Genomic DNA, 12,195 nt, shown 5'->3' with positions numbered 1-12,195 from the left:
TGCCGGGGACGTCGGCTGCCTTACGGGGATGCCGTAGGGCACGGGACCACTGCCGACGCTCTAGCGCTCGTACCGCTGAGGGTCCCTCCGATCGTCGTACGCGATGTGCCGTACGGTCAGGGAGAGCGGTCGGGGCGGAGCCGATCGGGCCTCCGACCGGGCATCCTCATACAAACGCCCCCTCGGACACGTCAAAGCATCCGGCAGGCGCATTACCACCATACCCCGGATTCGTGCACACGCCATGGCCGATTTGGCCACGTAGTCGTCGTCACACCTGTTGACCAGCGCCTTCCGGCCCCGATCAGCGGGCTATTGTGCGGTTTATGACGAGCTCTGACAAGCCTGACCCCGCCGAGGACACCCCCGAGACCCCGCCCGCACCCACGGGTGTCGCCGCCCTGGACTGGGCGGCCGCCTCCGCCGACCCGCAGTACCGTGCCGCCGTCGTGGATCTGCTCGGCGCGCTCGCGTACGGAGAGCTCGCGGCGTTCGAGCGGCTCGCGGACGACGCCAAGCTGGCCCCCACGCTGGAGGACAAAGCGGAACTGGCCAAGATGGCGTCGGCCGAGTTCCACCACTTCGAGCGGCTGCGCGACCGGCTGGCCGAGATCGGCGAGGAGCCGACCGCCGCCATGGAGCCGTTCGTCGCCGCGTACGAGGGCTTCCACAAGCAGACGGCGCCCTCCGGCTGGCTCGAAGGGCTCGTCAAGGCCTACGTCGGCGACTCCATCGCCAGCGACTTCTACCGGGAGGTCGCGGTCCGGCTGGACTCCGACACCCGGGCGCTGATGCTGACCGTGCTCGACGACACCGGGCACGGCGGCTTCGCCGTGGAGAAGGTGCGCTCGGCGATCGACGCGGACCCACGCCTGGGCGGACGGCTCGCACTGTGGGCGCGTCGGCTGATGGGTGAGGCGCTGTCCCAGTCGCAGCGGGTGGTGGCCGACCGGGACGCGCTGTCGACGATGCTCGTCGGCGGTGTCGCGGACGGCTTCGACCTCGCGGAGGTCGGCAGGATGTTCTCCCGGATCACCGAGGCCCACACCAAGCGGATGGCCGCCCTGGGGCTGGCGGCCTGAGAGAGCAGCCCCGGTCAGGTCCCGTGCCGGCGTCGGCGGCCGGTCAGGCGGTCGCCGACCGGCCGCGGAGTCTCCCCGCGGGGCGCAGCAGCAGCGACACCGAGGCCACGGAGACGATCGCGGCGCCGAACAGGACCGTCAGCGGGCTGCCCGCGTCCAGCGCGCTGTGCGTGATCAGCGCGCCGAACACGGCCCCGGCCACACCCGTCGGCAGGACCAGCGCGCGGGCGGGGAGGCGGTGCGGGAGGCGGCGCGTGGCCGCCCAGGCCAGGGCCAGGCCGAGGATCGCTGAGCTGAGCGTTTCCAAGAGCATGTCGGGGGTCCCTCCCACATGGCCGGCCTGATCGCATCGGTCGTAGCCCGACTTACCCCTGACCTGCGAAACCCAACCCTCCTCCGTGCGCGACCCGTGCTCCATCGGTGAAGGGCGGGGCGGCGGGAGGCGGTGGAGGAGACGGCTGGTGACGCCGGGGAGAACGGCAAGGGGAGAAGGGCTGAACGGGTAACGGCGCGGGAAGGACCGAGAGAGACCGGAAGGGACCCGCGAGGGACTGATAGGGACTGCGAGAGACACGGAAGGGCCCGGCGGTGTCGAGATTCCGAAACCGCCGGGCCCTTCCGCTGTCTGCCGCTCGTCGCCTACAGCGCGCCGAAGCCCACTTTGCGCGGGGCCGGCTCGCCGATCTCGACATACGCGAGACGGTCGGCCGGGACCAGGACCTTACGGCCGTGCTCGTCCACGAGAGTCAGCAGCTGCGACTTCCCGGCCAGCGCCTCGGCCACCACGCGCTCGACCTCCTCGGCACTCTGACCGCTCTCCAGAACGATCTCGCGGGGCGCGTGCTGCACGCCGATCTTGACCTCCACGGCTATGTCCCTCCGACGGTCAGTGAAGTGCGCGACCTTCCGCGCCGTACCCAGCACACATTAGCCCGGTGAGGGGATGTGCACGCTCAGCCCCCGCAACGCCAGGAGCGAACAGCCGCCGGGAACAGACGCTCCCCGTCCGCCCGGCGGCGCTCCTGGGAGCCGTCAGAACTGCTGCTCGTTGCCGTGCAGCGGGAATCCGGCGATGCCCCGCCAGGCCAGCGAGGTCAGCAACTGCACCGCCTGGTCGCGGGGCACGCTGCGGTCGCTGTGCAGCCAGGACCGTGCCACCACCTGGGCCAGACCGCCCAGCCCCGAGGCGAGCAGCATCGACTCCTCGCGCGACAGACCGGTGTCCTCGGCGATGACGTCGCAGATCGCCTCGGCGCAGTCGTTGGTGACCCGGTCGACGCGCTCGCGCACAGCGGGCTCGTTCGTCAGGTCCGACTCGAAGACCAGGCGGAAGGCCCCGCCGTCGTCCTCGACGTACGTGAAGTAGGCGTCCATGGTCGCCCGTACGCGCTGCTTGTTGTCGCTGGTCGACGCGAGCGCGTGGCGCACCGACTGGATCAGCGCCTCGCAGTGCTGGTCCAGCAGGGCCAGATAGAGATCGAGCTTGCCCGGGAAGTGCTGGTAGAGCACCGGCTTGCTGACGCCCGCACGCTCGGCGATGTCGTCCATCGCCGCCGCGTGGTAGCCCTGTGCGACGAATACTTCCTGGGCGGCGCCCAGCAACTGGTTCCGCCGGGCACGGCGCGGCAGGCGTGTGCCCCTCGGGCGCACGGCCTCTGTCTGCTCGATGGCTGTCACGCCGCCTCCCATTCTCGTCCACGTGCGGTGTGAGCCGCGCCGCCATCGTACTTTTCGGTAACCGTGGTGTGCGCGCTGAGAGCGCAGAATTTCACGTACCGGACTACGGCGAAAGGGGCGCGGACCGTTTCAAAACCTGTCAATGAGGGCAGGATGGTGCCTCCCTCCCGCTTGGTGCCGTCCTGTTCCGGCACCGTCGCCTTCACCGGTGGCCGTCCTCTTCACGGGTTCACCGGTAATCGTCCTCGTGGAGGGAGACGACCCTGGCCTGCTCGGCCAGGTCCGCCTCATTGGCACGGTCGGCGTCGGCGCCGGTCAGCGGCTCGTCGCGGTCCTGCTCGAGGTCCGCGCGCTGTTCGGCCGCGTCGACCTCGGGTGCCTCGACGTCGTACTCCTGGTCCTCGCGAGCGTCCTCGGCTTCCTCGAACGTCTCGGGGTCGGTGGGATCTACGGCCACGGCTGGGCTCCCTTCCTGTGAGCGTCCCCGGAGGATGCGGGGCCACATACGGGTGCCCTCGGTATGAGCCTAGGAGACACCCGATCCGGGCGCTATGCGATCCGCGATCGGGTTGTGACATGGTGCGCACAGCAAGGCCGACGACGGCCGACCGGTGTCCGGCACTGCCCCTGTGACCGCGAACACACGGGTCCCCGCGTGATCGTCTCGTAACATTGCGGCATGTCCTCGACCGACCTGCCGTCCGTGCCGCCCGCGACCGTGCTGCCCAAGGTGGCCGCCGTCAGGGTCGCGGAGGGCGAGCGCCTCAGATCGGTCGAACTGCCCGGCGTCACCCTGTCGGTGCGGTCGAGGCCACCCGCGCGTGAGGGCCTGCCGCCCGCGCTCCACATCCACGGGCTGGGAGGGTCGTCGCAGAACTGGTCGGCGTTGATGCCGCACCTGGACGACGTCGTCGCCAGCGAGGCGGTCGACCTTCCGGGCTTCGGCGACTCGCCGCCCCCGGACGACGGCAACTACTCGATATCGGCGCACGCCCGCGCGGTGATCCGCTATCTCGACTCTTCCGGGCGCGGCCCCGTACACCTCTTCGGCAACTCGCTGGGCGGCGCGGTCGCCACCCGCGTCGCCGCCGTACGCCCCGACCTCGTCCACACGCTCACGCTGGTGTCACCGGCCCTCCCCGAGCTGCGGGTGCAGCGCACCGCGGTGCCCACGGGACTGCTGGCGGTGCCCGGGGTGGCCCGGCTCTTCACCCGGATCACCCAGGGGTGGTCGGCGGAGCAGCGCGTCCGCGGAGTCGTCGCGCTCTGCTACGGGGACCCCGCGCAGGTGTCGCCGGAGGCGTTCCGCAACGCCGTGCAGGAGATGGAGCGGCGACTGCGGCTGCCGTACTTCTGGGACGCCATGGCGCGCTCCGCACGGGGACTCGTCAACGCGTACACCCTGGGTGGTCAGCACGGTCTGTGGCGCCAGGCCGAGCGGGTGCTCGCGCCGACGCTGCTGCTGTACGGCGGCCGGGACCAGCTCGTCGGCTTCCGCATGGCCGGGCGCGCGGCCCGTGCGTTCCGCGACTCCAGACTGGTCACCCTGCCCGACGCGGGGCACGTGGCGATGATGGAATACCCCGAGGTCGTGGCCGCCGCTTTCCGTGAACTCCTCGCGGATGCAACGGATTCAGCGGTCGAGGGGGATACTTTGGAGCCGGGCGCGAAGGGCGCTTCGGGATCGGCCGCCGGCACCGCTGCGGACGAGACCGCCGACGGCGGGGCCACCGCCGAGAACCTGAGGGGCTGAGGCACCAGGTGGGACGCCACAGCCGTCGTGGGCCCGCCCCCAAGGGGGGCACAGCGGATCCGGCGGCACGTGCCGACCGGAGGTCCCGGGGCGGCCGGGGCAGCGACGGCCGGGGAGAAGCCCGGCCGGACGGCCTGGTTCCGCCAGGCCGTGGAGCGCCGGACCATGGTCCGCCCGCGGGATACGGACCCCCCGCTCACGGGGTGCCACGTCTGCCGGACGGGTGGCTTCCGGACGGGACGCCCGCACGTGGAGTGCCGCGCTCGCCCGACGGCACCCCCGCGTACGGCGTTCCGCGCGTCCGTGGTGGCGGGCATCCCGAGCAGCGGGAACCCGGCGGCGGCTGGGGCGAGTTGAGGGGACAGAACCCGGGAGCCGGATATCCCGGACACCCGGGGCACCCCGGGCCGGCCGGCGGGGGCGTGCCCTTGCCGCGACAGCGCCAGGCGCCCCCCGGGGGGTCGTGGGAAGCGCGCGGTCCGCGAGATCCGCGCGGTCCGCGACAGGACTACCTCGACGCCTTCGACGAGGAGGGCGACCTCTTCACGCCCCGCGACCCGGCCCACCGGACCTTCGCCACGGACTCCGCGCCCGCGACGGACCCCTACGCCGCCGTCACCGACTGGAGCTCCGCGTCGGCCGCCCGTACCCCGGTCGACCGCGACGACGCGTCACCCGCCGGAGCGCCGGAGGAGACCAAGGGCGCCAAGGGGCGCGCGTTCACCGGCATCGCGGCCGCCGCCGTGACCACCGTGCTGGCCGTCGTCGTGGCGGGCCAGGTCGCCGACGAACCCGACGCCGCCGCCGACGACGTACAGGCGCAGTCCGTCACCGACCAGGCGGCGCGCGACGTCCGGGACTCCGGCTCGCGCGGGGCCGGGCGGGAGGAGGCGTCGTCCGGCGCCGGGCCGTTGACGTACGAGCAGAAGATGGAGAAGAGGTACCCGATCGCCGACTCCCTCGCGGGCTCGGGGAAGTTCGACGCGATCCCCGGAATCGACAAGGCGCAGGGCACGGGGCAGAAGTTCACCTACCGCGTCGATGTGGAGCAGGGGCTCGGCCTCGACGGCGAACTCTTCGCCGAGGCGGTGCAGCGGACGCTCAACGACAACCGCAGCTGGTCGCACAACGGCGCCCGTGTCTTCGAGCGCGTCCACTCGGGCCGTCCCGACTTCGTCATCACGCTCGCCAGCCCCGAGACGACCGCCGACTGGTGCGCCAGGTCCGGGCTCGACACCACGGTGGACAACGTCTCCTGCGACTCGGCGGCCACCGAGCGCGTGATGATCAACGCGTTCCGGTGGGCGCAGGGCGCCGAGACGTACGGCGACGCGCTTCTCGCCTACCGGCAGATGCTGATCAACCACGAGATCGGCCACCGCCTGGGGTACAACCACCTCACCTGCGACAGGGACGGCGATCTGGCCCCGGTCATGCAGCAGCAGACCAAGTTCCTCGACCACGACGGAATCAGCTGCCGGCCGAACCCCTGGCCGTATCCGAAGGACTGACGCCCCGGCAGGGTGTGCCGGGCGCGCCCGGCGTCATGTGATCGCACAGCTGATCGCATAGCGCGACCGAACGCGCGCCGTGCGGGAAAGTTACGACCGTTCACCCCTTTTGGTGGTGCGACGGACAACCGTCCATCACACCCCCACCTTGTCCGCATACGTTCGTCCCGCTGCGAGCCGTCGGACCAACGGCGGCTCCCCATACGGGAGATCGGGGGTGCACTCGTGCGCATCGGACTGCTTACGGAGGGTGGCTATCCGTATGTGGGCGGTGACGCCGGACTCTGGTGCGACCGTCTCGTGCGCGGCCTCGGACACCACGAGTTCGACGTCTACGCGTTCAGCCGCAGTGAAGCCCAGGAGGACGCCGGCTGGGTACCGCTGCCGCCGCAGGTCACCGGGGTGCGTACCGCGCCACTGTGGACGACCGAGGACGACGGGGTGGTGTACGGCAGGCGCGCACGGCGGCGATTCACCGAGCACTACGGCGAACTCGCCGCCGTGCTCAGCGCGGCGGACCCCGCGACGACCCGCGCCCCGGCCGAGGCGGACCGTTTCGCCCACGCTCTGTACGGCCTTGCCGAACTCGCCCACGACGAGGGCGGTCTCGACGCCGCTCTCCGCTCCGAGACCGCCGTACGAATCCTGGAACGCGCCTGTCGTGCGCCCCGTGGGCTGCGCGCCGCGCGGGAGGCCCGGGTGCCGGACCTGCTGGCCGTGACCGCTCATCTGCAGCACGCCCTGCGACCCCTCTCGCTCGACTGGTACGAGGAGGACGGGCTCGGCGCGGTCGACCTGTGTCACGCCTCCTCCGGCGGCACGGCCGCCCTGCCGGGCCTGCTCGCCGGCCACTTCTTCGACGTCCCCCTGCTGGTGACCGAGTACGGCGTACGGTTGCGCACGCACTACCTGACCCGCCCGGACGCCCCGCCCGCGGTCCGGTCCCTGCTCGCGGCCTTCCACGGTCGGCTCGCCGCCGAGACCTACCGGCGGGCCGCGTTCGTCACCCCGGGCAACCTCCACGCCCGCCGCTGGCAGGAACGCTGCGGTGCCGACCGGGCGAGGATCCGCACCATCCACCCCGGAATGGACGCCACGCCCTTCGCGGAGGCGGAGGAGTCCCCGGAGCGCGCGGACCCGGACACCCTGGTGTGGACCGGCCGGGTGGAGCCCGCCAAGGACCTGGTCTCACTGCTGCACGCGTTCTCCGGCATCCGCGCCGAGGTGCCCGGGACCCGCCTGCGGATCATCGGCGGACCGGCCGGCCCGGAGGGTGCCGCCTACCTCGAGCACTGCCGGGCGCTGGCCGCGCGGCTCTTCCCGGACGGAGCCGAGGGCGGCCCGCACTCCGCCGGCACCGGTCCGGTCTCCTTCGAGGGAATCGGCGGCCCGGAACCCGCCGTCCGGGCCGAGGCGTACGCCTCGGGTGCCGTGATCGTCCTGTCGAGTGTCGTCGAGGGGTTCCCGGCCGGTCTCGTGGAGGCGATGCTCTCCGCCCGCGCGACGGTGTCCACGGACGTCGGCGCGGTGGTCGAGGTCATCGGCGGAACCGGTCTCGTCGTACCGCCCCGCGACCCGCGGGCGCTCGCCGAGGCGTGCGTCTCGCTGCTGCGGGACCCCGAGCGCCGAGCGCGCCTCGGCGCCGCCGCGCGAGCCCGCGCACTCGAACTGTTCACCGTCGAGCAGAACGTCGCCGCGTTCCACGACCTGTACCTGGAGATCGTGGCGCGCAGCCCGGTCCGCCGCGTCCTCCTGAACGCCACCGGTGACCCCCGGCCCTTCGCCACCCCCGCCGAGGTCCACGTCCCCGGCGACTGGTCCGGCCCCGCCGCCCGCCCGCCGCTGCGCGCCGCCCCCACCTGGGCCACCGGCGCCCCCGAGCGGGCCACGGACGTCCTGAGGCCGACCGCCCCGGTGCCGGCCACCCCACTGGTCCCCGCGACGGAGGCGGCACGATGACCGGACTCGACGAACTGGACCGGGACCCGGCCCGGCCCGCCACCGCCCACCCGGGCACCGCCGACCCCGTGAAGGCGCTGCTGCACCGCCACCGCGAGCTGTGCGAACGTGCCGTGGACCCCCTGGAGATCGCGGCGGGCCTGGAGGCGCACGGCGTCACCGACCGGACCGCCGCACGCTTCCGGCACCGGGACGTCTTCTCCCTCGCGGAGGAGCTGTACGCCCGGATCCCCCGCGACCACGACGCCCCCAGCCCCTCCGCCACCGCCGCCCCCGAGGCCCGCGCCGGCTGGATCGCGCTCACGCTGCTCCCCGGAGCCCTCGGTGTCGCGTCGGTGACCGCCCTGCGCCTCACCCACAGCCAGGCCCGCTTCTGCGCGGTCGCCGCGGGCGTGCTCGCCATCGCCCTGGCCACGCGCGCGGTCCTGCGCCGGGGCCCGCTCAGCGCCGCCCGCCCACCGGTCCCCGGCACGGCGACGTGGACCTGCTGGCTCATCGGCTACGCCGTCCTGGGCGACGGCCTGCTCCACACCGCGATCACCGGCGGCCCCGACAGCCCGCCCACCGGCGCCGCGGACGGCGACTGGCCGCTCACCGTCGCCCCGGCCCTGGCCCTCACCCTGGCCTGCGCCCCCGGCGCCTGGGGCGCGGGCCTGTTCACCGCACGGGCCCGCCGCAGACTCGCGACCAGCCGAGGGCTCGAAGACTTCACCGCCTCCGTACGACCCCTGCTGTTCGGCGTCCTCGCGCTGTTCCTGTGCGCTCTGGCCGTTCTCCTCTCCCTCTGCGCCACGGCCCTGGACGAACCCTTCATCCCCTTCGAAGCGCTCTCCCTGGGCGCCCTCCTCTTCCTGGCCCGCCTCCTCGCCCTCCACGGCTTCACCCGCGCCCCGAAGGTGATCCTCGTCGCCACCGCCCTGGCCCAGGCAGCCGCCCTGGCCACGGTCTTCGCGGCCCGCCTCCCCGGCTGCGGCGCGCTGGCCGCGCCCGTGGAAAGCCTGGCCTCCACCTGGGGCCCCACCGCGGTTCCCACTCTCACCTGTGGCGCGGCGGCCCTGACCCTCCTGATCCACGCAACCCGCACACTCCCCCGAGCCTCGGCGCACGCCCGGCCGCAGGCACCACTCCAAGGAGATCCCACATGATCACCCGCCCAGCGGCCCCGGCCGCCACAGGAGCCGCCCGATGAGAGTTCTGCTGATCGGAGCCAACGGGTACATCGGCCGTTTCGTCGCCGACCGTCTGCTCGCCGACCCGGCCGTCCAGCTCACCACCCTCGGCCGCGGCGACGACGCCGACGTCCGCTTCGACCTCGCCACCGGCAGCCCCGGCGCGCTCACCCGCTTCCTCGACGCCGTCCACCCCGGCGTGGTGGTCAACTGCGCCGGTGCCACCCGTGGCGGTGCCCGGGAACTCACCCGGCACAACACCGTCGCCGTCGCCACCGTCTGCGAGGCCCTGCGCCGCAGTGGCTGCGGGGCCCGCCTCGTGCAGATCGGATGCAGCGCGGAGTACGGTCCCAGCCAGCCCGGTTCCTCCACGGCGGAGGACGCCGTCCCCCGTCCCGGAGGCCCGTACGGCGTCAGCAAGCTCGCCGCGACCGAACTGGTTCTCGGCTCCGGGCTGGACGCCGTGGTCCTGCGGGTCTTCTCACCCGCCGGGCCCGGCACCCCCGCCGGCTCCCCGCTCGGCCGCCTCGCCGAGGCGATGCGCCGCGCCATGCAGTCCGGCGACGGCGAACTGAAGCTCGGCGGTCTCGGTGCCCAGCGCGACTTCGTCGACGTCCGGGACGTGGCCCGTGCCGTGCACGCCGCCTCGCTCTCCGCCGCACAGGGTGTCATCAACATCGGTTCGGGCCGCGCCGTCCGCCTGCGGGACGCCGCCGCGGTCCTCGCCCGCGTGGCCGGATACGGCGGGGTCCTCCACGAACTCGACGGCCCGCCCGGCGCCCAGGCCGCCCACGGCATCCACGCCACCCACACGGGCCACACCGCCCACACCCCGCATCTCAGGCCGGGCGTCGGCCACCCGCGGAGCGAGTCCGACCACCACGCGGCGTCGGTCGCGTACCCGTACCCGGACGGCTGCGGGAGCTGGCAGCAGGCGGACGTGCGCACCGCGCGCGACCGGCTCGGCTGGCGCCCCAGGATCAACCTCGAGGAATCCCTCGCCGACATCTGGATGGAGGCGGCATGTCGTATCTGATCCCCCGGGTCAGACCCGGCACCGGTATCGATACCGGTGTCCGTACCGGCGTCGGCGTCCCCGGCCTGGCGCACCCCCTCCTCGCCCCGGCCGAATGGAACGCGCTCACCCGCCCGGGAGACGGAAGCCCTCTGCACTGGGTCGTCCTGAACGTGGCCAACGGCCCCGGCGTGCAACCCGACCCGCACTGCCTGGAGGCAGCCGGCCGGCTGCGCAACGCCGGTGTCCGCGTCCTGGGCCATCTCGACTCGGCATACGGGTGGAGGGGCTTCGGCGAGCTGATCTCGAACGCCCACCGGTTCGTCGACTGGTACCAGGCCGACGGATTCCTCCTGGACCGCTGCCCCGCGGACCGTGCCGCGCTCCCCGAGGTCCGGCGGACGGTCGGCGCACTCCGCGCGATCCGTGGCGACGCCCACATCGTCCTCGGTCACGGCGCCCACCCGCACCCGGGCCACGCCGAGATCGCGGACCAACTGGTCACCTTCTCCGGCCCGTGGAGCGACTACCGCTGGTCGCAGGTGGCGGAATGGACAGCGGACCATCCGCCCGAGCGGTTCTGCCACTTCGTCCACGGAGTGCCCGGACCGCACCTGGAGGAGGCGCTGCGCGTCGCCCGCTGGCAGGGCGCCGCGACCATCTACTTCACCGATCGCACGGCCCGCGGCGGCCGAACCGATCCCTGGGAACCGCTGCCCGGTTACTGGGACGATCTCGTCTCGCGGGTCGGGATGGGTGTCTCGGAATGAAAAAGGCCGTGGCAGTGTTGGGGGGAGAACAACCGTAGTGATTGACCGACCAACGGAGTCCCCGTGTCGTTGCCCCCCCTGGTCGAGCCGGCCCCCGAGCTCACCGTAGACGAGGTTCGCAGGTACTCCCGCCACCTGATCATCCCCGATGTGGGGATGGACGGGCAGAAGCGGCTGAAGAACGCCAAGGTGCTGTTCGTCGGCGCCGGTGGCCTTGGTTCGCCCGGGCTGATGTACATGGCCGCGGCGGGCGTGGGCACGCTCGGCATCGTGGAGTTCGACGAGGTCGACGAGTCGAACCTGCAGCGGCAGGTCATCCACAGCCAGGCCGACATCGGCCGGCCGAAGGCCGAGTCCGCGCGAGACACGATCAAGGGCATCAACCCGTACGTGAACGTGGTCCTGCACGAAGAGCGGCTCGAGTCCGACAACGTGATGGGCATCTTCAGCGAGTACGACCTGATCATCGACGGCACGGACAACTTCGCGACCCGCTACCTGGTCAACGACGCGTGCGTGCTGCTGAACAAGCCCTATGTCTGGGGCTCGATCTACCGCTTCGACGGCCAGGCCTCCGTGTTCTGGTCCGAGCACGGCCCCTGCTACCGCTGCCTCTACCCGGAGCCCCCGCCCCCCGGCATGGTCCCCTCCTGCGCCGAGGGCGGCGTCCTGGGCGTGCTGTGCGCGTCCATCGGCTCCATCCAGGCCAACGAGGGCATCAAGCTCCTCGCCGGCATCGGTGAGCCGCTGGTCGGCCGCCTGATGATCTACGACGCCCTGGAGATGCAGTACCGCCAGGTCAAGGTCCGCAAGGACCCCGACTGCGCGGTCTGCGGCAAGAACCCGACCGTCACCGAGCTCATCGACTACGAGGCCTTCTGCGGCGTCGTCTCCGAGGAGGCCCAGGCGGCGGCCGCCGACGCCACGATCACTCCCAAGCAGCTCAAGCAGTGGATCGACGAGGGCGAGAACATCGAGCTCATCGACGTCCGCGAGCCGAACGAGTTCGAGATCGTCTCCATCCCCGGCGCCCGGCTGATCCCGAAGAACGAGTTCCTCATGGGCAACGCCCTGGAGAGCCTGCCGCAGGACAAGAAGATCGTCTTGAACTGCAAGACGGGTGTCCGCAGTGCGGAAGTCCTCGCGGTCCTGAAGTCCGCGGGCTTCGCCGACGCCGTCCACCTCGGCGGCGGCGTGGTCGGCTGGGTCAACCAGATCGAGCCGTCGAAGCCGATCTACTGACCCCGGGTCACCACCGC

At 72.4% G+C, this 12,195-nt stretch carries 13 protein-coding genes; 8 read left to right on the top strand and 5 right to left on the bottom strand.

All coding sequences use genetic code 11. The features are described from left to right. Positions 1–326 precede the first annotated feature (326 nt). Complete coding sequence (locus tag JL475_RS14195) at positions 327–1,082, top strand: ferritin-like fold-containing protein (RefSeq protein ID WP_202277957.1); 756 nt, start codon at positions 327–329, stop codon at positions 1,080–1,082. Between the two features lie 43 nt (positions 1,083–1,125). Here the strand turns inward: JL475_RS14195 and JL475_RS14190 are convergent, their stop codons facing one another. The 5 genes from JL475_RS14190 to JL475_RS14170 all read right to left on the bottom strand — a co-directional run bounded on the left by JL475_RS14190 (position 1,126) and on the right by JL475_RS14170 (position 3,216). Further along, positions 1,126–1,395 (bottom strand): hypothetical protein, encoded by a 270-nt coding sequence (locus tag JL475_RS14190; RefSeq protein WP_202277956.1) that lies wholly within the window; start codon positions 1,393–1,395, stop codon positions 1,126–1,128. A 326-nt stretch (positions 1,396–1,721) separates the two neighbouring features. Then, a complete protein-coding gene (locus tag JL475_RS14185; protein WP_202277955.1) occupies positions 1,722–1,949 on the bottom strand; it encodes a DUF3107 domain-containing protein in 228 nt (75 codons plus the stop codon). Positions 1,950–2,114: 165 nt separating this feature from the next. Then, positions 2,115–2,759 carry a TetR/AcrR family transcriptional regulator gene (locus JL475_RS14180; RefSeq protein ID WP_109377021.1) on the bottom strand — a complete coding sequence of 215 codons (645 nt, stop codon included), beginning with the start codon at positions 2,757–2,759 and terminating at the stop codon, positions 2,115–2,117. Continuing rightward, positions 2,756–2,965: a hypothetical protein gene (locus JL475_RS14175; RefSeq protein WP_202277994.1), complete on the bottom strand. Its 210-nt coding sequence runs from the start codon at positions 2,963–2,965 to the stop codon at positions 2,756–2,758. The genes JL475_RS14180 and JL475_RS14175 overlap by 4 nt, the downstream gene beginning before the upstream one ends. A 23-nt stretch (positions 2,966–2,988) precedes the next feature. Continuing rightward, positions 2,989–3,216 (bottom strand): hypothetical protein, encoded by a 228-nt coding sequence (locus JL475_RS14170; protein WP_202277954.1) that lies wholly within the window; start codon positions 3,214–3,216, stop codon positions 2,989–2,991. 222 nt (positions 3,217–3,438) lie between these two features. On the opposite strand from JL475_RS14170, the gene JL475_RS14165 reads away from it, so the two are divergent. From JL475_RS14165 to moeZ, 7 genes are all read left to right on the top strand, one after another. Then, positions 3,439–4,512, top strand: a complete 1,074-nt coding sequence (locus JL475_RS14165) for an alpha/beta fold hydrolase (RefSeq protein WP_202277953.1) — start codon at positions 3,439–3,441, stop codon at positions 4,510–4,512. An 8-nt stretch (positions 4,513–4,520) separates the two neighbouring features. Next, the gene (locus tag JL475_RS14160) at positions 4,521–6,023 is read left to right on the top strand and encodes a DUF3152 domain-containing protein (RefSeq protein WP_202277952.1); all 1,503 of its coding nucleotides are present in this window, start codon (positions 4,521–4,523) and stop codon (positions 6,021–6,023) included. 225 nt (positions 6,024–6,248) lie between these two features. Further along, complete coding sequence (locus JL475_RS14155; protein ID WP_202277951.1) at positions 6,249–7,982, top strand: DUF3492 domain-containing protein; 1,734 nt, start codon at positions 6,249–6,251, stop codon at positions 7,980–7,982. Further along, positions 7,979–9,127: a hypothetical protein gene (locus tag JL475_RS14150; RefSeq protein WP_202277950.1), complete on the top strand. Its 1,149-nt coding sequence runs from the start codon at positions 7,979–7,981 to the stop codon at positions 9,125–9,127. The genes JL475_RS14155 and JL475_RS14150 overlap by 4 nt, the downstream gene beginning before the upstream one ends. Before the next feature lie 40 nt (positions 9,128–9,167). Further along, positions 9,168–10,187 carry an NAD-dependent epimerase/dehydratase gene (locus tag JL475_RS14145; RefSeq protein ID WP_202277949.1) on the top strand — a complete coding sequence of 340 codons (1,020 nt, stop codon included), beginning with the start codon at positions 9,168–9,170 and terminating at the stop codon, positions 10,185–10,187. Beyond that, on the top strand, positions 10,175–10,936 hold the full coding sequence (locus tag JL475_RS14140; RefSeq protein WP_202277948.1) for a spherulation-specific family 4 protein: 762 nt from the start codon (positions 10,175–10,177) through the stop codon (positions 10,934–10,936). Before JL475_RS14145 ends, JL475_RS14140 begins: the two co-directional genes overlap by 13 nt. 63 nt (positions 10,937–10,999) lie before the next feature. Further along, the gene (gene moeZ, locus JL475_RS14135; RefSeq protein ID WP_109376894.1) at positions 11,000–12,178 is read left to right on the top strand and encodes an adenylyltransferase/sulfurtransferase MoeZ; all 1,179 of its coding nucleotides are present in this window, start codon (positions 11,000–11,002) and stop codon (positions 12,176–12,178) included. The last annotated feature ends 17 nt before the right edge of the window (positions 12,179–12,195 follow it).

This window comes from Streptomyces sp. M2CJ-2 (assembly GCF_016757295.1).
Taxonomy (GTDB): domain Bacteria; phylum Actinomycetota; class Actinomycetes; order Streptomycetales; family Streptomycetaceae; genus Streptomyces.
The sequence above is the reverse complement of the archived record's forward strand: the minus strand, read 5'-3'. Positions and strand labels throughout refer to the sequence as shown.